Below are 22,395 nucleotides of genomic sequence, written 5' to 3'. Positions count from 1 at the left end.
AGTGAATCAATTTCAGAATCTGTATCAGAATCTATCTCTGAATCTACATCAGAGTCCATCTCTGAGTCAGTAAGCGAATCAATTTCAGAATCTGTATCTGAATCAATTTCTGAGTCTGTATCAGAATCAATCAGCGAATCCGTCTCTGAGTCTATCTCCGAGTCAGTAAGCGAATCAATTTCTGAGTCTACATCAGAGTCAATTTCTGAGTCAGTAAGCGAATCAATTTCAGAATCCGTCTCTGAATCTATCTCAGAGTCAGTAAGTGAATCAATTTCAGAATCCGTATCTGAATCTATCTCTGAGTCAGTAAGTGAATCAATTTCAGAATCTGTATCAGAGTCAATCAGCGAATCAGTTTCTGAGTCAATCTCTGAGTCTGTATCAGAATCAGTCAGCGAGTCAGTGTCTGAATCTACATCTGAGTCAATCTCAGAGTCAGTAAGCGAATCGATTTCAGAATCTGTATCTGAATCAATCAGCGAATCAGTTTCTGAGTCAATCTCTGAGTCTGTATCAGAATCAGTCAGCGAGTCTGTATCTGAATCAATTTCTGAGTCAGAATCAACCCCGTCTCGTCACTCTCAAACTCCGCGTAGACAAGGTGCGTTGCCAAATACTGGTGAACAATCATCAGCTTGGGCAGGAATCCTTGGGGCAGGTTTTCTTCTTGGTGGTTTGTATAAACGCCGTAAAAAAGAAGAGGAAGAACAAGATGGTGTGAAATAATCTAGTTTATTTCGGAAAATAAATCCCAAATAGCGAAGTTCCCTTTTTGAGGAAGCTTCGCTATTTTTTAGTTGAAATATGTAGTGAAAAGATTCATTGGTAAAATAAATGAAATATACCCGTTGTGCTAGTTAATTCTAGCCAAATAAAAAAACTTTGGGTATCATAAAGTCAAAACAACCACGAAATGAGGGAATGATATGCAAAGTCAACATTAATATCTCGCAAATCTCGCAAATTCGAATCAAACACAAGTTATTTTTTCAAAAATCTTGACCCAAGTTCTCACTTTATATGAGCGATTTGTTCCCCATGAGGTTCGAAATCGGCGAAACATCCATCTACAAAAACAGTCTGATGTCGTTGTTATCGCTAGTTATCTTTGGGCAATTCAAGAAGGCTGCCGGACGGCAAGTGCTATTTACCGTGCGATTCGTCACAATCTCTTCCTGACAACTTCCCAGAACGTGCCGTATCTGTCAAAATCTTGCTCAAAGTATTCAGCGTATGCGCTACTTTATGTTCTTAGATCTTTGTCAAACCCTGCTCGTTCGGTTTGATTGACAGCTTTCCTTATACCCTATGTCACCCCCATTCGCAACATGAGAGCTACATTGTTATCAGGTGTGGCCGATATTGGCTATAATGCGACTAAGAAAATCCATTATTGTGGCTTGAAATTTTCAGCTCTTGTCAGCGATAGTGGGTTTCCTATTGATTATGTTGTCACACCCACATCTATTTATGATGGCGATGTTGCTTTGGAGCTACTTGAAAATAGCCCATTTCCAATCATTTATGGAGATAAAGGATATGTTGATAAACAGACAAAGTCAGAGTTAGCAGATTGTGGTATCCAGTTAATTTCTCAACTCAGAAAAAACATGATGGGTTATTCATGGCTAGAAAATTACAAAATAAGTCGATTGAGGAAACCGGTGGAGACCGTATTTTCTAGTTTAGAGCAGTTTTGAATGGAGGCTTTACGCTGCCGAAACGTTCAGGCGCTCAAATTTAAGACAGAAGCAATATTATTTATCTATTTTCTTTTGCTTAAAAGCAGTCATACTGAATTTGGTATCAGCTTAAAATATTCCCTTGCTTACGCTTGATTAACTAGCACAACGGGTTAATAATTATAAAGAAGGTAGAGGAAGATTATTATAGAAGTAGCAAGTAGTGAGCTATCATTAAATTTTTATCGTGGTAGTATTGCTAGTATAATCTACTCTTGCAATCTGCTCTCTTCTGGGGTACAATAGAGAAGCAGACTTCCCTTAGTTAAATGGATATAACAAATTCCTCCTAAGAATTAGTTGCAGGTTCGATTCCTGCAGGGGAGATATTATATAGCTTAGAAACGTTGGTTTAACAGCGTTTCTTTTTAATTTGTTCAACTTTTGTTCAACCATGATCTATTGATTTATCGTTCATTAGCAATAGACGAATTCGATCATTTTCTTTTTTCTCTTTTTCATTAATCAAATGACCGTAAGTTTCTATGATTTGAGTGATGTCCTTATGACCCATAATTTTAGCAAGAACCCATAAATCAATGCCTTCAGATATCAGAATAGAAGCATATGTGTGGCGGTTTCCTGTACATGTTAGATTTAAAGGTGTAATATCCAATTTTTTTAAGATAGACTGTAGATGTTTATTACATGCATTATTAGTCGGAATACCAGAATAAAAATTTACAAATAGCATATTATCAGGATTTTGAAGATAATACATACTTTGTTCCTTTTTTATTCTAAGTAATATTTCGATTAGTTCGTTATCAATCGGAATTGTTCTAATTGAATCAGTAGTTTTGGCATCAGTCCATTTTTTATTCGTTGAATCATATCGACGATATGTATAGATACTTTTTTCATCCCATAGTATACAATCCCATGTTAATCCTAAAACTTCTGCAAAACGCATACCAGTTTTAAGTTGAACAAAAAGTAGATACGGAATTACACTTTTCTCATAGTTTGATGTATTTTCCAAATAATTTAGCAACTTGAAATAGTCTGATTTGCTATGAATATATTTCTCACTACGATGTTTTTTGGATGGACGCCCAGTTATTTTGACATCTTTCGTAAAATCGTGAAAGAAAATTCGTTCTTTTTTCGCGAAAGATAGTATTTGTTTGACTTCATTATTTAATCGTCGAACAGTTTCTTTAACATTTTTTTCTGCAAACTGATTTATGAACTTTTGGTAAACACTTGCTTTAATGTCTCTTAATGGTGTGTCGCCAAAAAATTTTTTTATATGATTGCCAAAATTTTTATGTTTATTTAAAGTTGATTCTTTAAAGTTTTGTGGTATGATATATAATTCAAACCATTGTTCCCATAGGTTTGATAACGATGCTTGATTATCAATCTTGAAGCCTTTGAGTAGTTCTATTTCTAATTGAATTGCCTCTTGTTTTGCTTCAGTTTTGGTTCTAAAACCTCCTTTTGATGTGACTAATTTTTTATTTTTATCGAAAATTCGATAATTCCAAAGTTTCTTTTTACCTCTCTGTTGGTAGGAGATAGACATGATTACCTCTTTCTATAAAGGATAATCAAGATATTATCTCTATCATCCTATCATTTTTTATTCATTATGTCTCTAAAATGCGTCTCGAAGTATTCTTTTGTTTTTGAAGCAAGGAAGTAATATCTTCCCCCTTGAGAAGCGGGATATTTTACAAATCCGTCTGGATTTTTATCAATATCTATTTGATCTCGTATGTTAGTTTTATACAGTACATTTTCAATGAGCCACGGTCGTGAAACAGAAATCATCTCTAATACCTGATTCATTGATAGGTAATGTCCTATTTCCGATGCTTTCTGTAGTTTTTCAAACTCAGATTTTTCTACGATTATGTGAGATTCAGGTAATGAAATTGTTAATCCGTCAATATTTATTGTTAATGTATTCATTTAGTTGTCCTCTTTTTTATAAAATAATTCTTATTTTTTTAATAACTTTTGTAAGGTCAAGATTACGCCATCGCTGTTTTATCACATTTTCGAATGTCGTACTTTTCGTTTTATTGCGAATGATATCTTCAAATACTTTCAAACGAGTATTATTGCTATACCTTTTGATTTGTAGAATATATACTAACCCATTTGTTTTTTGGATAGGTACTGATAATGATTTTTTTGAATTACTAATATAACATAGAAATTTCCAAAAATAGTTTAACAAAAGCAACGTTTGCCATGAGATCATTTCGGATAAATAATATTCTTTGATATCATTTTGCTCCATACTTTTTTTTAGAAACGATCTAATTGTTCGTGCTTTATTTTTGAGATTATCTAAGAATGATAATTTCAAATAGATGAATATTTCTTCATCTAATGTATTAACTGTTATATGCTTTGTGACATTATTTATCAGATTAATTAAGTATTTATCTATATAATCATATGATTGATTTTTGTGATAAAAAAATTCTAATTCCTCATCTGTTTGTTTAATAGATTCATTAATTAAATTGATATAATTGTTGAAAGCTTTTTGCCCTTCCTGTTTTAAAAAGTTAATAATATTTTCGTCATGCAGGTCAGCTAGAATATTTGTGTTAAGTGCGTTGGTAACTTTACTTTTCTTTAATGTTATTTCTAACCTATATATTCTGAAAGTGTAATTTTTTAAATCTTTTAAATAGCCATCGTTAATTAATTTTGCGGTTTTATCATATAACACATATTTTTGAAATTTTCCAACGCAAGATTCGATAATATGATAATCCTCGCTATCACATTTTATATCGTAACGTTTTAAATTTGGTTGTGGATCATTAATGAAGCAACGAAATAAAAGCAATCTTGTTTGTAAATGTATACGATTCAAATTTGCGAATGTAAAAGCAATTTCGATTTCCTTGATAACGATGTTTTTTCCTGATGGGGTTTCTATATTTATTTCAATATTTTTTGAAATTTCAAAAATTAATTCTAGAATTCTATTTTGAATTTCGAGAATAGATGATGTACGGATATTTATATGTTCAGTAATCAAATCGATTGTAACTAAACCTTGACTTGAATTTGAATCCTGCTTATCGATTGTAATTTTTCCAAATTCATTTGATTTTAAAGTTAGTCTCTTTATATTTCCAGATTGATGATAGTTGATATACAAAGTTGTATTACGCCAATTCAATTTTAATATGTTACTGTTGAAATTATTCAAAATATAGATATCGGATGTAAATTGTAGTGAAATTGCATCTATTCCAACGAATCCTGGAAAAGCGGAAAAACTTTTCTCGATTTCTTGAAGCGTTACAAAATTATTAGTTTTATTTTTTGTTGACATATTTCTACCTTTTTTTCTCAAAAGTCATTATGCCACAATAGGAACTCAACAAGGGTGAATTTGAGGAATTTTTTGCAGATTACTGAAAAATAAATAAAATTCTTCCTCAGTAAATGAAGACAATAATATAATTGTTTCCGCTGTTTTCAAGTGTTTGCAGTATATATAATATTTTTTAGATATCTAAAATCTTAGTTTCTATAATAATTACAAATTAGTTAAATGATTACGATGGTTATAATATTATTTACTATAAATTGTTTGAAATGCTATTGTCGCTTTCAAAAAAATATCCATTTGAAAATATTCTAGCTTTAAATATTTGGAATTGTTTACCAACTACACCTCATATTGAGTGTGTTGCTCTGCTCGTATAAGCCTATAAAAATTTATATGAAAATGACCTGATTGTTAGTCAGGTCATTTTTTAATATACTGATTCCAATATTGGGAGTTTTAATGTTTTGTATTGTAATAGTATAGGTCTATTTTTGATTTGCAGCTAAAGTATCTAATAATAAACGCCCAATAATGTAAAGTGGTAGGCGTGAATGTACTTCTACATCTGGGAAATATGTTAACTCTGTTTTAAATCCAAAAAGCTTTATTTGAGAATAATTTGATAGGCTACCTGAGGGGTTAGCACTTAGGAGTATAGTAGTGGTATCGTTTTGTTGACAAATTTTTGCAGCATCTTGTAATTCAATTGTTTCTGCGTTTAGGGATACAAATACCACACAATCATCTGCATCCAATCTGGCACTAACAGTACGGATAATGTTAGGGTCTGTATGAAGTTCTGCATAATACCCCAGTAAGAGAAATTTTGTTTGCATCTCAGTAGCAAGTAATTCAGAAAATCCTCTAGCAAAAATAGTAATTTTCTTTGCACTTTTTAGTTTTGAGATTGCTATTTCTAATGTTTCTAGGTCAAGTTCATTAAGAGTTTTTGTAACTTCTTGATAACTCTTTAGTATGGAAACTTTGATTTCGTCTGTAATTTTATTATCTTTGAGGATGGATAAGCTATCCTGTTTTCTGTCTTTTACATCGTGCTTAAAATCAGAAAATCCAGTATAACCTTTTTTTTGTAGTGTTCTGGTAATAGTAGCAGTTGAAACATTTAATAATTCACTAGCTTCCGAAATGCTAAGGGTAGAAATCTCTTTAAATTTGTTATTAAGATGTGTCCAAGTGTGTTTTTCGGTTTCAGTCAAATGTTTATTGATCGCCATTTTTATTCCTTATGCTTTATGAATTTTTAATCTCAAAAAGGGAAGAGCATTTTAACTTGTAATCATCATTGAAGGAACTGCAACAAACAAAATTAGATAAAGTTGCTTTCTTTAAACTGATAATTTATTTTCATTAATATCTATGATTTTTAGTTTGCCTTAATTGAATTTTCGAAAGGTCTGTAGAGTAAATTGTTACAAAATCATTAGAATATTAGAAAACACTTACATTTTAAAAATGTTATTATTATTATAACAAAAAAAGTATGAAAGGAGAATAAGGTGTGGGTATCTATACTTTAACAATGAATCCGGCCATCGATATGTTTATCAAAACAAACCAGCTAAAAAATAACATCGTTAATCGAACTTTATACGATGAACTGCAACCAAACGGAAAAGGTGTTAATGTCTCGTTTATACTAAAGATGCTAGATATTCCAAATACAGCTTTAGGGTTCAGTGCAGGTTTTACGGGACAGTACATCAAGGATGAGTTACTTGCTAAAGGGATTACCGAAGAGTTTATTGACGTAGATGGAATAACTAGAATTAATGTGTTTGCACAGGTTCTAGAAACATCAGAGGAATATAAATTGGTAAATAAAGGTCCAGAAATTTCCCCTTCTGCTCAAGATGCTCTATTAGAAAAAATTCGATTGCTAGGTTCAAATGATTATTTAGTAATTTCAGGAAGTTTTCCTAGAGGAATTGATTCCAGTTATTTAGTTAAGATAGCTGAGATAACAAATGAAAAAAACGTATCTTTAATTTTAGATATTAGTGATCCAGTTATTCTCACTTGCCTAAAGTATAAGCCATATCTGATTAAACCAAATGATGAAGAGATTGCACAATGGTTTGGAGTGCACAATATATCAGAAGATGAGATTTTAGTATATGGGAAATCGCTTCAAAACTTAGGTGCAAGAAATATACTGATTTCTTTAGGTGGTAAGGGGGCAGTTATGTTAACGGACAGTGGTGAAGTATTTACTTGCAACGCACCGAAAGGAGAAGTGGTAAATACTGCTTGTGCGGGAGATACTACTCTTGGTACTTTTTTAGGTTCAAAAATATTGGGTCTATCAACTGAGGAATCCTTAATCAAAGCAGTTGCTGCAGGCTCTTCGACAGCATTTAGAAGTGGACTAACGGATTTTTCAGATGTCGATGAATTAAGTAAACAAATATTACTAAAAAAAATGGAGGTAAAGTAGATGGCTACTTATAAATTGATTGCAGCTACTGGTTGTCCAACTGGTATTGCACATACATTCATGGCTCAAGAAGCACTTGAGCAAGCGGCTAAAGAGCGTAACGTTTCTATCAAGGTAGAAACTCATGGTCAAATTGGTATTGAGAACGAGTTGACAGCTGAAGAAATTGCAGCAGCAGATGCGGTTATTATTGCAGCTGACAAGGATGTAAACGCAGAACGCTTTGCAGGGAAACGTGTCATTGAGACTTCAGTTGGGGAAGGTATTAAAAATGCTTCTAAATTGATTGATGATGCTCTATCTGGTAAAGGTGTTGTGAAAGCAGGTGAAGCAATTAAGCAAGAAACTCCATCAGTAGGAAATGAGAGTTTTGGACGTCAAATCTATAAACATCTAATGAATGGTGTATCTCACATGCTTCCATTTGTAGTTGCAGGAGGAGTTTTGATTGCCATTTCATTCCTATTTGGTATTTTTTCATTTGACCCAAATAGTGAACAATATAATCCTTTTGCTGCTATGTTGAAAAATGACATTGGTGGTGTAGCAATGGGCATGATGGTTCCTGTTTTAGCTGCCTATATTGCCGAATCTATTGCTAAGCGTCCTGGATTTGTATCAGGTCTTGTCGCTGGTTTAATGGCTGCAAATGGAGGTTCAGGATTCTTAGGTGGTATTGTTGGTGGTTTCGCTGCTGGTTATATTGTTTTAGCACTAATGAAACTATTTAAGGGATTACCAAAATCATTAGATGGTTTGAAAGCTATTTTCCTATATCCACTTTTTGGTGTATTTGTTACTGGATTATTTATGGTGGCAGTGAACTCTCCAATGACATGGGTAAACGAATCTATGATGGCTTGGCTAGCAGGATTTGAAAATGCCAATCCTATAATTCTTGGAATTATTATCGGTTGCATGTCTGCTTTTGATATGGGTGGTCCAGTAAATAAAGCGGCGTATGTAACAGGTACAGCTCTTTTAGCACAAGGAAATACTAGCTTTATGGCAGGTGTTTCTGCAGCATGTATTGTCCCACCATTGACAACATTTGTTGCAACAACAGTATTCCGAAAATATTACTCTGATGAAGATTGCAATGCAGGTCTTGCAAATTTAATTTTAGGTTCTACACATATCACTGAGGGGGCTATCCCATTCGCTGCAAAAGATCCACTCCGTAATCTACCGACGTTGATGCTTGGGTCATCAATTGGTGCAGTGTTAACTTATCTTTGGGGTGTAAAAGTACCTGCTCCACATGGTGGATTCTTAGTCTTACCTGTAGTAACAAATGCTGGACTTTGGGTGTTAGCAATTGCAATTGGAGCTATTATTTCAGGATTACTTCTAGGGTATATTCAAAAAACTAAAATTGAAAAGGGATAAGAGGTACATTAATGATAGATAAGAAATTAGTACTAGTTGATGTGTCTGCTTCATCAAAGGAGAGTGTGTTCGATTGTTTATCACAATTGGTTTTTGAACATGGATATGCAACAGACATTGTCTTAGTTAAAGAAGCACTTCTTGCAAGGGAAGATGAAGGTACTACCGGAATGATGGATGGTTTTGCCATTCCACATGCTAAATCTTCTGCAATCACAAAACCTGGCGTAGCTGTATTGAAATTAGCTAATGGTGTTGAATGGCAGTCAATGGATGGTCAACCTATCACTTCAGTTATTGCACTATTTATTCCGGAAACGGAATCAGGTACCACTCACTTAAAATTTTTATCAAAGATTGCTCGTTTACTCATGAAGACAGAGTTCAAAACATCTTTTACAAATGCAAATAGTGTAGAGGAAATTGTTGAGCTATTGAAGAAACACTTAGTGTAATCAACTTTATCTCCTGACGTATAGAGTAGATGTCAGGAGATTTCTTTATTTAGAAAGGAATAAAAATGGTAAAAAATCTATCTAAGTTAATGACAAAGAATGGCATTATATCAGCTCTTGCTTTTGACCAACGTGGCGCCTTGAAAAAAATGATGGCAAAACATCAGACAGAAACTCCAACTGTAGAGCAAATGGAAAAGTTGAAAACTCTAGTATCTGAAGAATTAACACAGTTTTCTTCCTCAATTCTGTTAGATCCTGAATTTGGTTTGCCAGCATCACGTGCCCGTGACGAACAGTGCGGTTTGCTCCTAGCTTATGAAAAAACTGGCTATGATACCAGCTCTACTAGTCGCTTACCAGATTGCCTAGTGGAGTGGTCTGTAAAACGACTAAAAGAAGAAGGGGCAGATGCTATCAAGTTCTTACTCTATTATGATGTTGATGGAGACCCATACGTCAATCTTCAAAAACATGCCTATATTGAACGCTTGGGTTCAGAATGTCAAGCTGAAGGTTTACCATTCTTTTTGGAAATTTTGAGCTACGATGAAACGATTGAAGACAATGCCAGTGTGGAATTTGCAAAAGTCAAACCTCGAAAAGTAAATGAGGCTATGAAAGTATTTTCGGATGAACGCTTTGGAGTGGATGTTCTCAAGGTAGAAGTACCTGTGAACATGAATTTTGTAGAAGGCTTTGGAACAGGGGAAGTCGTCTATACAAAAGAAGAAGCAGCTGAATATTTCCGTCAGCAAGAAGCATCAACTGACTTACCTTATATTTATCTAAGTGCAGGTGTTTCTGCTAAGCTATTCCAAGATACACTAGTGTTTGCACATGAAGCAGGTGCTAAATTTAACGGTGTTCTCTGTGGTCGTGCGACATGGGCAGGTGTTGTGCCAGTTTACATCGAACAAGGCGAAGAAGCTGCGCGTGAATGGTTACGTACTGTTGGTCGTGAAAATATTGAGAGCTTAGATAGAGTATTATCTCTTACTGCTAGTTCTTGTGAGGAAGGATAGATAGAACTATTCTAGGGGCAGTTTCTAAGTACTTTAACATAACCATAATTCATGTTATAAGAAAATAGGAGCATATTTATGAGCTCCTATTTTTGTGCCAAGTATGTTGTTGTTTTCTTGTAAGAATAACGGTAGATTAGCGGATTTTCATCTATGGTACTTACCTCAAAAATGAAGAAGTGATTGCGATTATTTCTAGCCTTTTCCTTATTTAGGACAAAGTAATTCTTACGAGAAGTCACCATTGTTTTGAGGATATCATCGGTCAAGAAGGTCAATGGAATATTCATGTTGGAGTAGCGGTAGAAGTCACGTTCAAAATCTTGGTAGCTCTCGCTGTAATAGTCCATTTGCAGGTAATTACGCTGAAACTCAAGCTGATTCATAGAGCACCTCCTCAACAAGCTCAATACTCATAATATCTTTCAATTTTAGATTGATGTGACCGGTTTGAGTTTTTATCAAAATATAATTCTTATTCAGACTTGGTATTGTTCCGGTGTAGGAAACACGTTTGTTTTTATCAATTACATCAATGCGCGCTGTCAGCTGTCCTGCATACACCTTACTTAGGAGTAATAATTTCTTCTCTAGTGATAAATCAGACATATACGTTACTTTATTTGCATCGTCAGTGAGTGCTGATGTATGCTCAGATAGGAAAAAGCCTATCCATTTTTGCATCCTGGTACTCTCTTGCTGACTGAAATGGTAAGTATGAACGGTCAATCATATCAAATCCTTTCTAAGCAGACACAACAATATTTTATTAAATTGAATCTTAAACCCTTGAATTCCCCCACCTGTGTAATGTTCTTTAAAGCGATTGATTACCTCGGTATAGATCATCATAGATGAGCTTGTTGTCTTAATGCTAAATGTAAATTCCAGTGGTAATCGATTTTCAGATTTAGCATGTACTAGTCGTATCGATATTTCAGTTGTTTTAAGTTTTCTCTGGCGAAGTATTGAAGATGCTGTTTCAACGACTCCGTGTAATATCCCTTCAATCACTTCAATATCATTACATCCTTTGCTATGGATTTCTGAAAATTGTACTGTATTGATAATTAATAAATGAAAGTGGAAACCTCAAATTTAAGAAGTCTCCACTTTTTCAATATTTTTATTGTTCGATTACAATATCTTCCGAAACTAAAGTTTCAAAGTTCACTATTTCCTCATTAACCAATTTTTCTGTAGAAATCGGTAACGCATATACATATACTTTGTCTCCGGTATTTAATTTAGTGTCATTGACTCGCATTTTTTTGCTGTACTGAATTTTGACTTCATTATTATTTTCATCTTTAATTGAAAGTTCAATCCAGATGGAATTGTGATTAACATTCATATGTATAACAGTTCCATAAACAAAAAATTTGGCAAAATGTTTTGGGAATGCAAATCCGTTTGACTCTGAAAGATTAAAATGGTTAGTTATCTCCGTTTGTTCCTTCTTTAGAAAATCAGCAAAATAATGCTGGCTTTTGAAGCTTGTAGATCCTAAGTTATTATAAAGATGTCCTTCAATATATACGTTCGTACCTTCCCTTGGCTTTAATTTATCTGCATCATATCTAAATTTTAAAAATGTATGTCTCCTTCCACCTCCGTTTCTAATAAACAGTAGAAATGATGGATTATTAACATCATTGCTTACTTCAATAATTTTTCCTCTAGCGAAAAGTACATTCTGTTTTTTGTTTCGTAGATTATTTTGATTCCTCATATTTTGTCCTCCATTTGATCAATTTTCTACACAATCATTATGCCTGAAACTTAAAATCAAAAAATTCGTTACAAAATATAATTAGTAACTGTAACAGAAAGACGCCAATGAGACAAGTTTAAAACGGATACTGCCATGAGAGCAAGTCGATTATATGCAATTGGCATTCCTGATGCTAATGCTTTGGATTTGTTTGTGCCGCGTAGAATATATAATTCATCGCGTAGATCATAAATAAAATTTCTACGCTGTCTTTCGTATTGTTTATTTGATTCGTTTTTTAATTTCTGATGCCCTTCTTCCCAACGTGTAATCAGCAAGTTCTTTAATGCTTGCTTAATATTAGGATTCTGTCGAATTCTATTTAGATAATAAAAGTAGCTATCTCGTGCATGTTGTGCGCGTAATGCATGTAAATTAATCTGATTGTTCATCTCTTCTTCTGTGAAAACAGGCTCGTTAACATCAATACCAGAAAATGTTTGTTTCACGAGTTCAACGTCTTTGGGTAAAATATATTGCATTTGTTTCTTTCCACCCTTGCCGCGTTTAACGAAAATATAGCAGTTACCATACTTGTCTATTTTCAGGTCTTGACCGGTCAGGTTTTTGAGTTCATTGCGACGAATTCCAACAACTTTTTGAAATTTCATGAGGCGAGAGAAGAGAGAGTTCAATTCTTGAGTCTTCCCTTGCTGATTTGACTCTAGTTTTCGGCCGCGGATTATGTTATCGCTTGTCCTTTTTTGTTTTCGAATTCGGTTTAAATTAATTCCTGCTGCTTTCGCAATAGGTGCTAAGTATGTGTGAAGAGTAGCGGGAGTGTACTGTTTTGGATCATTTTTTAAATCGTCGTGATATTTTTGCAGGACTTCCTCAGTGATATCCGAGATTTTTTTGATGTTATTTTCTTTTGCCCACTTTGAGAATCGTGTTGCGGATCTTTTGTAAGAAGTACGTGAGGTATTATTTGTAACATCTTTAGTTGCTGCTACAAAAACATCGTGCTTTAAAGAATTCCTTTTTCTTGGCATTTTCTTTCTCCTTTCTTTCCTAAAATGCTTTTTATTGGTAAACTGCCTCCCACCCTTTTTTATAGAATGAGCTGGGTATGCTCTGAAAATACACGTGAGGCTGTCTATTAAGACTATCGTTTTAGAATCAGTTTCAGTGTTCACCGTCCCTTTTTCTTTGTATTTTCAAATGTCATTGATCAGGTTATTTCTTAAAACTAATAACTACTATTAACTTTTGCTAAACATCTTTTTCTGTACTATATTTCTTGATAAATGGTTATTCTGTACGTCATTTCATGCCGCAGAATAACCATTTACTTTCTTCGTTTTCGACCTCTTTTCTCAAGTCAATGACACCTTTAAAAAAGAGAAGTCACAATCATTCGAATTAACAATTTTCACCGAGCCCAGTGCGAATTCAAACAATTGATAACCTATCACCTCCATTCTCTAGTAATTCAATTTTTTCAATATTATTATGTCGCTTTTTCAAAAAATAAAAAAACGAAAAACATTTTCGCTTACATGGATTCGCAACACGATTTTTTTGTTTTGGAAAAAGTGGCATACTGATTTTAGAAGCTAAAGGAGGTATATCATGTGATATATACAATACAATTTTGTGACGTTCGTATAAAAATTAAATTTAGAAAAGGAGAATAGAATATGTTAGAAACGGATAAAGCTATTATCAAATTTATAAAGCAAACAATTTTAGAAACAGATCTTAAAGCAATTGATTTCGGTCATGAAAAAGATTTTACGATTATCCCGGGAACATTTGATGATGATTATTATGATTTGTTGCTTGAAAATGATGATTGTGATATTCATTTTAAAATCTATTACGAAACGGAAGAATCGGATTGTTTTGTTACAATTGATTTAGAAGACGGATTGCACGAATCAATTCATGTGAAATTTAATTTTGAGGATTGGGGAAATGATTTTCAAAATTTTTCTACGGTTATGAAGGTGGTACTTGAGCATTATATTATCGGAAATTGGACAGAAGCGATGGCAGAAATGCAAGCGATTAGTCTTGCAGGTTTTGTCAAAAAATATCAAGATAAAAAGATTATTTGGCAAGATGGCTACATTTTTTAATAAAAAGTGGATCATAGAACGTACCACGAATCCAAAACAAATGGAAAATTAAATAGACCATAGTATTGAGATTTTATGGAGTACCTAGTTATCCATTGTTTTAACTGATGCTAAGATGGAAGACTTAAGTTTTCCATCTTTTAGTAAATACTTGGGTTATGAAGAGGAGCATGAATAGCGATTTTATGAAATACTTAGTTATCCATTATTTTATAGATACTAAGATGGATGGTTAAAGTAATCCATCTTTGAATAAAAATCGGATATGTATGAAGTCTATTAATAATCGAAAAAGGGTCTAAATTTATACAGTCCATGTTTGACCAATAAATGGACAAAGTAGAACTCCATTTTAATTATTATGAAACTGAAAATTTATGCTCGATTGCCCGAATGACGGGCAACAGCGGGGTGCTTTGCTATTCCCCGCTGGCCTAAGTTCGATATTTTTGAGCTGTAAGATAAACAATTGGCTTCGATTCAAGATAGCATTTTGTTACTTTTTGCCAAAAAATAACGTTTTTGTAGTTTTGACAGCCCTGTGGTCCATCAAAACTACAAACGCTCTCCGAGGGGTCTTGCAGACGGCACATTCGCCCTAAGGACAAAAAAACAACATCCTCAAATCACAAGGACATTGTTTAGAAATTATCTGCTACAATAATGAGCTGTAATACTTTATACAGTCCTCAAGCAGCTTTGAATTTAATTGAAAAAGAATTCAACAGGCTATGTACCTTTTTCGCATAAAAAAAGCGTCTTCATGATTATTACACAATCAAAGTAAGGAGCTTTTAGAAATTTTATGTGTTGATAGAAAACACTGTGGAATTCAATGGCTTCTATATAGCAAAAGAATTTTTGATAAACTAATTTGAAAATAATCTATAAAATTACGGAGAAGATAGTCGAATAATTGCCAGTGATAATATATAGCATTTTTAGTAATTTTCTATTCGTTTATCAATATTGAAATTTTCTATGCGTCAGTTGACAGTACTCTAGTGTGAGATGAGTTTATAATTGATTTTTGTTCGCGTGGCTTGCGATGATGTTCATTTGGCCTGTAAAAGTCCAGTTTGTCACATTGGCTGGTAAGATAAAGTGGCTTCCTTTTTGAAGTGGGTAGCTGGTTTCACCGACTTGGATGGCACCTTCCCCTTCAATGACACTAACAAGCAGGTAAGGAACTGTCTGTTCCATTTTGATTTCTTGCTGGATATTCCATTTATATACGGTAAAGAAGGGATTGGCAACCAGAAGTGTCGAGTCAAGATTGCCTGCTTTGAAGTGGGCAGGTGTTGAGTTAGCAACAGGTCCGATGGTCAGTACATCAATCGATTTCTCAATGTGTAGTTCACGGAGGTTGCCTGCATCGTCACGGCGGTCAAAGTCATAGACACGGTAGGTTGTATCACTAGATTGTTGAGTTTCTAAAATCATGATACCCTTACCGATGGCGTGCATGGTGCCGCTTGGTACAAAGAAGAAATCACCCTTTTTGACGGGTACATGGGTCAACAGCTTGTCCCAATCTCCGGCTTCGATTTGCTGACGGAGCTCTTCTTTGGATTGGGCATTGTGACCATAAATGATTTCAGCTCCGTCTTCGGCTTCCAAAATGTACCAACATTCTGTCTTGCCTAGTTCCCCTTCGTGAGCCAAGCCATAGCTATCATCGGGATGGACTTGGACGCTAAGCCAATCGTCTGCATCAAGGATTTTTGTTAATAATGGAAAGACATCATCTGTGGGATTGCCAAATAAATGTTTTTCATTCTTATAGAGGTCATCCAGTCCTCTTCCTTTAAATTGACCGTTTGAGACAGTAGTTACGCCATTTGGATGGGCAGAAATAGCCCAGCATTCACCAGTCTTATCACTAGGAATGTCGTAGTGGTAGTTGGTCCTTAAGCGATTGCCCCCCCAAATTTTTTCGTGCATAACAGGTGTGAGAAACAAGGGTTCCATATTTTTCTCCTTAATAGTAAGTATTAATCTATATAAAGTATAACAGATTTTGGGCTAAAAGTTAAAAAAATCATCAAGAAAGTATATATTTTTAAACAAAAGTATATACTTTTAAAAAATCTTATGTTATAATGAAAGCGTAAACAAATGCAAAGAAAAAATAAGGGAGGAAAAACCGATGAAAAAAGCATTGTTTAAATTTGGTATTACCGCAGCTACAGCTGCACTTGTTTTAGCAGGATGTGCTAGTGGAGGCGGAAGTAGCCAAAGTGAGGATGGAAAAGAAACCATCACCTTTATTAACCACAAGACAGACTGGGAGGGAAATGGTAAATGGGATGAATACATTGCTAAGTTCAATGAGAAATATCCTGATATCACTGTAGAAGTTCAAACCATCACGGACTATGCTGGTCAGATGAAGACCCGTATGAATTCCAAAGAGTATGGCGATGTTCTAATGATTCCAGGTGATATTCAACCGCAAGATTACGCAACCTTCTTTGAACCGATGGGAGACAAGGCTGAGTTAGAAAAGACCTATCTCGGTTTGAACGATCGTTCATTTGAAGGAGTTTCATACGGTATTCCAAGTCAGATGAATGCGACTGGTATGGTAGTAAATATGAAGGTATTTGAAGACGCAGGTATAAAAGAGTTTCCTAAAACTCCTGAGAGCTTTCTAGCAGCTTTGAAAACCATCAAGGAAAAGAACAATGATGTAGTTCCACTTTATACCAACTACGCAGCTGGTTGGACGCTATCAAACTGGGACTTTACTCGTGCCGGAGCTACAGGGGATGTAGACTTTACCAACAAAATGACGTCTGATACTTCGCCATTTGACCAAGAAGATACAATGGGAACCATTTACAAGCTTTTGTATGATGTAGCCAAAGAAGGTTTGATTGAAGCAGATCCAACAACAACTGACTGGGAGCAATCAAAAGTTGATTTAGCAAATGGTAAGATTGCGGTCATGGTCTTGGGTAGCTGGGCAGTTCCACAAATCCAATCAGCAAATCCAGATAATGCATCAAACATTACTTTCCAAGCCTTTCCAATGACTGCATCTGATGGCAAACAATATATGCCAGTTGGTGGAGACTATAACTATGGTATTAGCGTTCATTCAGAGCACAAAGAAGCAGCTCGTAAATTCGTAGACTGGATGGTCAACGAATCTGATTATGCCAAAGATAATGGTGGTCTTCCAACTGTAAAAGGTGCTGATTATCCAGAAGCATTGCAGGCAAGTAAAGAAGCTGGTGTAGAATTGTTTGAAGAAAATCCAGCACCAGAAGGAAAAGAATCACTCTTCAGCGATATAAATAACCAATCTGAATTGGGTATTGGTACAACTGACCTTGAAAAACAACGCATCATTGATGCTGCAGTAGGGAACTCTTCTGAGACTTACCAAGATATTATGAAGGATTTCAACACTCGTTGGGCAGATGCCATTAAAGCAGTTGCTGGCAACTAAGAATAGTGGTGGGCTGGTTGGAATTCTCTAACTGGCCCGCTAGTTATTTGAGGAGGATCTTATGCTTAAGATGAAAATGAGTCAAGCGGCTGAAAAGCGTCTATTGATTTTCACGTTTACAATTATTCCTGTGCTATTATTGTTGACATTTTCCTATTATCCCTTGGTGAAAATGTTTCAATATAGTTTGACTGATTGGAATGGGTACTCACCCAATCCGGATTTTGTCGGTTTGGACAATTACAAGACCATTTTAACAAAACCTGCTTATTTTACGGTTTTTAAGACTAGTTTTTATTACTTTATTGCAACTTTCTTCCAGTTGGGAATTGCACTTTTGTTTGCGACAATCTTATCTTTCAAGGTAAAATTCGCTAATTTTTGGAAGGGAATTCTCTTTTTCCCTTATCTTTTAAATGGTGTTGCGATTGGTTTCATCTTTTTGTATTTTTACAAAGGCGGAGGAACCTTGGATACGGTTCTTGAGATGTTAGGCTTGGGGGATCAGATTCAACTTTGGTTGGGAAATCGAGAAATTAATAATATTTCTCTTGCCTTTACCTCTGTTTGGCGCTATACAGGTTTTAATTTCCTTGTTTTCCTTGGTGCCATTCAATCCATCAATCCAGAGATTTATGAAGCGGCAGAAATTGACGGTGCCAATCGTTGGGACCAGTTTATCTATATTATTTTTCCAAGTATCCGAAATATCATCTTTTTGAATATTATTCTTGGTGTTAGTGGCTCACTGAGTGTATTTGACATTCCATACATTATGACAGGTGGTTCAAACGGCACTACAACCTTTGTGATTCAAACAATCGATACAGCCTTTAAGTATAACAAGGTTGGTTTGGCTTCTGCTATGGCCATTATTCTCTTGGTCATTGTCGTAGTAGTGACCTTGGTGCAACGCTATGCTACGCAGGAAAGGAAATAAACGATGAGAAAAGAGAAATTGACAATTGGCAAGGTCTTCCAATACCTTGTCCTCATTCTAGGAGCAGTCGTTGCACTGTTGCCCATCTTGGTAGTGTTTATTGGTTCCTTTAAATCAAACAATGAATTTTTGAGCAGCAATGTCCTCGCTTTTCCTAAAACCTGGGATTTTTCAAACTATAAAACAGCCTTTGTCAATGGACAGATGCTTTTGGGTTTTAAAAATACGCTGATCATTTTTGTGGCTAGTATGATTGGGAAGTTGACCTTGGCGTCCATGTTTGCCTATGCAATGAGTCGCTTTGATTTTAAATTGAAGAAAGTGATTCTCGGTCTTTTCATGATTGCTATGTTGATTCCAGGGATTACCAGTCAAGTAGCAACCTTCCAAATCATTAATTCCCTTGGCTTGTTTAACACTATTTGGGCTGTTATCTTGTTGAATTTGGGAACTGATGTGATCTCAGTTTATGTTTTTATGCAGTATTTAGATGAAATTTCAATTTCATTGGATGAATCAGCCTACCTTGATGGAGCAAGTCACTTTGGGATTTTCTGGAGAATTATTTTGCCAAACTTAAAGGCCCCAATTGTGACCATGTTGATTATCAGTGGTGTAGGTGTCTATAATGACTTCTATAGCCCGTTCTTGTATATGCCAGATCGGAATTTGAAGGTGATTTCAACAGCCCTCTTCGCCTTTAAAGGGCCATATGGTACTAACTGGCCAGTCATTCTAGCAGGTGTTATTATTGTTATCTTGCCAATTTTAATTGTATTCTTGTCCCTCCAAAAATACATTTACAATGGGGTGGCTGGTTCTGTTAAGTAGTCAATCATGTGATAGAAAGGAGGACTCATGGAGAAACAATCTCGTTTAATTGCAACCATCAATGGAGTCTATGTCTTGGCTAAAGCCTCAACCTATTTTTGGTGGGGCTTGGTGAGAAGAGGATTCGTTTACGGTTGTTACGGTGCCTTGGCAACTTGTTTGGCACTATATGAAAGTTCACAGCCCTATTATGTGAGTTTAAAAGAAGTGGATTATCTTTCTAAAGAATCCAAAGTTTCAGAGATGCTCATTTCTTCCTTTATGACCTTCGCTTTTCTATTATCCCTAGTCAGCTGGTTTGGTTTGCTTCAAAACTATTCAGACCAGCTCTTGCTAGGCTTTCTTGTGGGAAGTATGTTTTGGCTAGTATTGATGGTTTGGCTTCCCTATTACCAAAGAGTAGCTGGCCCTCATTTTAAAAAGAGTTTGGCAATGAGTTTGCACTTGATTTCTCGCAATCTCAATGATGTAGCTGTGCAAGGCACCATTTTAACTCTTCTATTCTATCTTGCCCTTACAAAACATCTCCTTGTCTGGTTTTTCATGCCGGGCATCTATTGTCTGGTTCTTACAAAAATCAGTCAATTAAGAAAGGAAAAAAAGAATGATACGGGTTCATGAACAAGACTTATATTTTCATTTAAAAAATGACCACATTTCCTATGTTTTTCGGGTGATGGAAGATACAGGAATACTGGAACATCTCTATTATGGCGCTTCAATTGCTGATTATGATCAGTTCGACTGGCTCTTAGAACGAGAGATTCGGCCTGGAAATAATCTGGTGGCTGGGAAATTATTGACTTCCCTAGAACATATCAAGCAAGAAATGCCCGTTTTTGGAACGACAGATTTTCGTTACCCAGCTCTTGAAATGACCTATCCAGACGGAGACTCTATCAGTCATTTTCGCTATCAAGGATATAAGATTTTTGATGGAAAGGTAGCCCTTGAGCCCCTGCCAGGAACTTTTGGTGAAGCAGAGCAGGTTCAGGTTTTGGAGGTTTATCTGAAGGATGATTATTCGGATGTCTATTTGACCTTGCGCTATGCCATTTACAGAGATTTGCCTGTTATAACACGGCAGGCTATTTTACGAAATGGTGGTCAGCAGGAGTATTCTGTAAAACAACTGGCTAGTCTGAACCTAGACTTCCCCAATGAACAGTATGAATGGCTTCACCTAGATGGAGCTTGGGCGCGTGAAAATCACCTATCACGTGAAAAAATTCATCGGGGAATTCAACATGTTTCCTCCACGCGTGGAGCTAGTAGCCATGTTCACAATCCTTTCCTTGCTATTTGCCAACCGCAAACGACAGAGAGTCAGGGGCAGGTCTACGGCTTTGGTTTGATCTATAGTGGAAATTTCCGTGCCCAAATAGAATTGGATAATTATGACCGACTACGAGTCCAATTAGGCATCAATCCTTTTCAGTTTCAGTGGCAATTGAAACCAAATGAAATGTTTGTTAGTCCTGAAGCTGTCATGGTTTTTAGCGAAAATGGATTGACAGGTATGAGTCAGGCCTTTCATCATCTTTTTAGAGAGCATCTCATTCGGAGTTCTTGGAAAAATAAACCTCGTCCTGTTCTCTTAAATAGCTGGGAGGCAACTTATTTTGATTTTGATGAGAAAAAGATACTTGATATTGCAGAGGCAGCAAGGGAACTAGGAGTAGATTTATTTGTCCTAGATGATGGTTGGTTTGGCAATCGAAATAGTGATAAGGGTTCCTTGGGGAACTGGGTTGAAAGCCACGAAAAATTACCAAATGGTTTAGCCAGTCTTGGCCAAAAGATTCATGCAATGGGACTTCAATTTGGTTTATGGTTTGAGCCAGAGATGGTTTCAGAAGATACTCCTATATATCGTGAGCATCCTGATTGGATCATTGGACATCCGCAGAAAAATATTTCACAAGGTCGAAACCAATATGTCCTCAATTTTGGGAATCCCAAAGTGGTTGATGAGGTTTATAGGCAGATGGATGCCATCTTGCAGGAGGTTCCGATTGATTATCTGAAACTTGATATGAATCGCTATATATCAGAGGCCTATTCTTCTGACTATTTGCCAGACCAGCAGGGAGAGCTGGCTCATCGCTATATTCTGGGTGTCTATGATTTGTATAATCGCCTAAGCAAGAATTATCCACATATCTTGATTGAATCCTGTGCGGGTGGAGGAGCACGATTTGATGCTGGTATGCTCTATTACAGTCCGCAAATTTGGACTAGCGATGATACAGACGCAATAGAACGATTGGCTATTCAGACCGGAACTTCTATGCTTTACCCACTGTCTAGTATGGGCAGTCATGTTTCAGCAGTTCCCAACCATCAAGTTGCTCGCGTCACATCCCTCGATATGAGAAAGAATGTAGCTTTCTTTGGTATGTTTGGTTATGAATTAAACCCTCTGGCGTTGACCGAAGAGGAAAAAGAAGAAATCAAGCAGCAAATTAAAGAGTATAAATCCCATCAAGGGTTGGTGATGCAGGGAGATTTTTACCGCCTAGAAACAGGCGATAGTAACCGAGTTGCATGGATGGTTGTGAGCCAAGATCAATCAGAGGCTTTAGTTGGGCATTTTCAACTTTTAGCCCAGCCGAATCCGACCTATCAACGCTTGAAATTAAGAGGATTAAAAGCAGATGTTTCTTATAAAGTACAAGAAAAACAGTCTGAGACACTTCGCTTTGGGAGAGATTTGGAAACGATCGGCCTATTATTGAACGAAAATTATCTAGGCCGTGAAGTGGAGTACTGGTCTAGAGTGATGCCAGGCGACTTTTCGTCTAAATTATTTTATTTAAAAATGGTCTAGACAAGAATTCGGTCACGAGTAGGTATATAATAAAGTAAAGCGTTTTCGTATTTTCTGTTTGACAATCAATCCATTACATGAACTGCTGTCTTGGTTTGTTAAGCTG

At 35.6% G+C, this 22,395-nt stretch carries 21 protein-coding genes, 1 tRNA gene and 1 pseudogene; 13 read left to right on the top strand and 10 right to left on the bottom strand.

Annotated elements, in window-relative coordinates:
• From NOL38_RS08645 to NOL38_RS08635, 3 genes and pseudogenes are all read left to right on the top strand, one after another.
• Positions 1-729 (top strand): LPXTG cell wall anchor domain-containing protein (locus tag NOL38_RS08645; protein ID WP_277941923.1); only part of this gene is annotated, 729 nt, incomplete at its 5' end.
• Between the two features lie 257 nt (positions 730-986).
• A pseudogene (locus NOL38_RS10535) lies at positions 987-1,841 on the top strand (IS982 family transposase).
• Positions 1,842-2,000: 159 nt separating this feature from the next.
• Positions 2,001-2,072: transfer RNA gene (locus NOL38_RS08635), tRNA-Arg, on the top strand.
• A 61-nt stretch (positions 2,073-2,133) separates the two neighbouring features.
• Here NOL38_RS08635 and NOL38_RS08630 read toward each other — a convergent pair.
• The 4 genes from NOL38_RS08630 to NOL38_RS08615 all read right to left on the bottom strand — a co-directional run bounded on the left by NOL38_RS08630 (position 2,134) and on the right by NOL38_RS08615 (position 6,287).
• Positions 2,134-3,273, bottom strand: coding sequence for a tyrosine-type recombinase/integrase (locus NOL38_RS08630; RefSeq protein WP_172067138.1), 1,140 nt, complete (start codon positions 3,271-3,273; stop codon positions 2,134-2,136).
• Between the two features lie 50 nt (positions 3,274-3,323).
• Entirely contained in the window at positions 3,324-3,662 is a 339-nt protein-coding gene (locus NOL38_RS08625) for a DUF771 domain-containing protein (protein ID WP_172067137.1), read from the bottom strand.
• Between the two features lie 16 nt (positions 3,663-3,678).
• Positions 3,679-5,052, bottom strand: coding sequence for a hypothetical protein (locus tag NOL38_RS08620; RefSeq protein ID WP_172067136.1), 1,374 nt, complete (start codon positions 5,050-5,052; stop codon positions 3,679-3,681).
• Between the two features lie 485 nt (positions 5,053-5,537).
• On the bottom strand, positions 5,538-6,287 hold the full coding sequence (locus NOL38_RS08615) for a MurR/RpiR family transcriptional regulator (RefSeq protein ID WP_172010296.1): 750 nt from the start codon (positions 6,285-6,287) through the stop codon (positions 5,538-5,540).
• Between the two features lie 284 nt (positions 6,288-6,571).
• Here NOL38_RS08615 and pfkB point away from each other — a divergent pair, with 284 nt between their 5' ends.
• The 4 genes from pfkB (at position 6,572) to lacD (ending at position 10,376) form a co-directional block, all read left to right on the top strand.
• Complete coding sequence (gene pfkB, locus NOL38_RS08610) at positions 6,572-7,507, top strand: 1-phosphofructokinase (RefSeq protein WP_172010298.1); 936 nt, start codon at positions 6,572-6,574, stop codon at positions 7,505-7,507.
• Positions 7,508-8,896: a PTS fructose transporter subunit IIC gene (locus NOL38_RS08605; protein WP_172010300.1), complete on the top strand. Its 1,389-nt coding sequence runs from the start codon at positions 7,508-7,510 to the stop codon at positions 8,894-8,896.
• A gap of 11 nt (positions 8,897-8,907) precedes the next feature.
• The gene (locus NOL38_RS08600) at positions 8,908-9,351 is read left to right on the top strand and encodes a PTS sugar transporter subunit IIA (protein WP_105096327.1); all 444 of its coding nucleotides are present in this window, start codon (positions 8,908-8,910) and stop codon (positions 9,349-9,351) included.
• 65 nt (positions 9,352-9,416) lie between these two features.
• Positions 9,417-10,376, top strand: a complete 960-nt coding sequence (gene lacD / locus NOL38_RS08595) for a tagatose-bisphosphate aldolase (RefSeq protein WP_105096326.1) — start codon at positions 9,417-9,419, stop codon at positions 10,374-10,376.
• 86 nt (positions 10,377-10,462) lie between these two features.
• On the opposite strand, the gene NOL38_RS08590 is transcribed toward lacD, so the two are convergent.
• The 5 genes from NOL38_RS08590 to NOL38_RS08570 form a co-directional block, all read right to left on the bottom strand.
• The gene (locus NOL38_RS08590) at positions 10,463-10,762 is read right to left on the bottom strand and encodes a DUF5960 family protein (protein ID WP_105096325.1); all 300 of its coding nucleotides are present in this window, start codon (positions 10,760-10,762) and stop codon (positions 10,463-10,465) included.
• Positions 10,749-11,060: a hypothetical protein gene (locus NOL38_RS08585; protein ID WP_330847380.1), complete on the bottom strand. Its 312-nt coding sequence runs from the start codon at positions 11,058-11,060 to the stop codon at positions 10,749-10,751. Before NOL38_RS08585 ends, NOL38_RS08590 begins: the two co-directional genes overlap by 14 nt.
• Before the next feature lie 45 nt (positions 11,061-11,105).
• Positions 11,106-11,447: a DinB/UmuC family translesion DNA polymerase gene (locus NOL38_RS08580; protein WP_105096324.1), complete on the bottom strand. Its 342-nt coding sequence runs from the start codon at positions 11,445-11,447 to the stop codon at positions 11,106-11,108.
• A 55-nt stretch (positions 11,448-11,502) separates the two neighbouring features.
• Positions 11,503-12,108: a hypothetical protein gene (locus tag NOL38_RS08575; protein WP_172081554.1), complete on the bottom strand. Its 606-nt coding sequence runs from the start codon at positions 12,106-12,108 to the stop codon at positions 11,503-11,505.
• A 68-nt stretch (positions 12,109-12,176) separates the two neighbouring features.
• Positions 12,177-13,142, bottom strand: coding sequence for a site-specific integrase (locus NOL38_RS08570; RefSeq protein WP_172081556.1), 966 nt, complete (start codon positions 13,140-13,142; stop codon positions 12,177-12,179).
• 648 nt (positions 13,143-13,790) lie between these two features.
• On the opposite strand from NOL38_RS08570, the gene NOL38_RS08565 reads away from it, so the two are divergent.
• Positions 13,791-14,231, top strand: coding sequence for a hypothetical protein (locus tag NOL38_RS08565; protein ID WP_277941921.1), 441 nt, complete (start codon positions 13,791-13,793; stop codon positions 14,229-14,231).
• A gap of 1,017 nt (positions 14,232-15,248) precedes the next feature.
• Here the strand turns inward: NOL38_RS08565 and manA are convergent.
• The gene (gene manA, locus NOL38_RS08560; protein ID WP_277941920.1) at positions 15,249-16,202 is read right to left on the bottom strand and encodes a mannose-6-phosphate isomerase, class I; all 954 of its coding nucleotides are present in this window, start codon (positions 16,200-16,202) and stop codon (positions 15,249-15,251) included.
• Positions 16,203-16,380: 178 nt separating this feature from the next.
• Here manA and NOL38_RS08555 point away from each other — a divergent pair, with 178 nt between their 5' ends.
• From NOL38_RS08555 to NOL38_RS08535, 5 genes are all read left to right on the top strand, one after another.
• A complete protein-coding gene (locus NOL38_RS08555) occupies positions 16,381-17,688 on the top strand; it encodes an ABC transporter substrate-binding protein (protein WP_277941919.1) in 1,308 nt (435 codons plus the stop codon).
• 61 nt (positions 17,689-17,749) lie between these two features.
• A complete protein-coding gene (locus tag NOL38_RS08550) occupies positions 17,750-18,628 on the top strand; it encodes a carbohydrate ABC transporter permease (protein ID WP_277941918.1) in 879 nt (292 codons plus the stop codon).
• 3 nt (positions 18,629-18,631) lie between these two features.
• Positions 18,632-19,459, top strand: a complete 828-nt coding sequence (locus tag NOL38_RS08545; RefSeq protein ID WP_256767590.1) for a carbohydrate ABC transporter permease — start codon at positions 18,632-18,634, stop codon at positions 19,457-19,459.
• Positions 19,460-19,486: 27 nt separating this feature from the next.
• The gene (locus tag NOL38_RS08540; protein ID WP_277941917.1) at positions 19,487-20,080 is read left to right on the top strand and encodes a hypothetical protein; all 594 of its coding nucleotides are present in this window, start codon (positions 19,487-19,489) and stop codon (positions 20,078-20,080) included.
• Complete coding sequence (locus tag NOL38_RS08535) at positions 20,064-22,289, top strand: alpha-galactosidase (RefSeq protein ID WP_277941916.1); 2,226 nt, start codon at positions 20,064-20,066, stop codon at positions 22,287-22,289. The genes NOL38_RS08540 and NOL38_RS08535 overlap by 17 nt, the downstream gene beginning before the upstream one ends.
• Positions 22,290-22,395: the final 106 nt, after the last annotated feature.

Origin of the sequence: Streptococcus suis, assembly GCF_029616525.1 — a bacterium.
Classification (GTDB): Bacteria; Bacillota; Bacilli; order Lactobacillales; family Streptococcaceae; genus Streptococcus; species Streptococcus suis_AF.
This window is presented reverse-complemented; position numbering and strand designations above follow the sequence as displayed.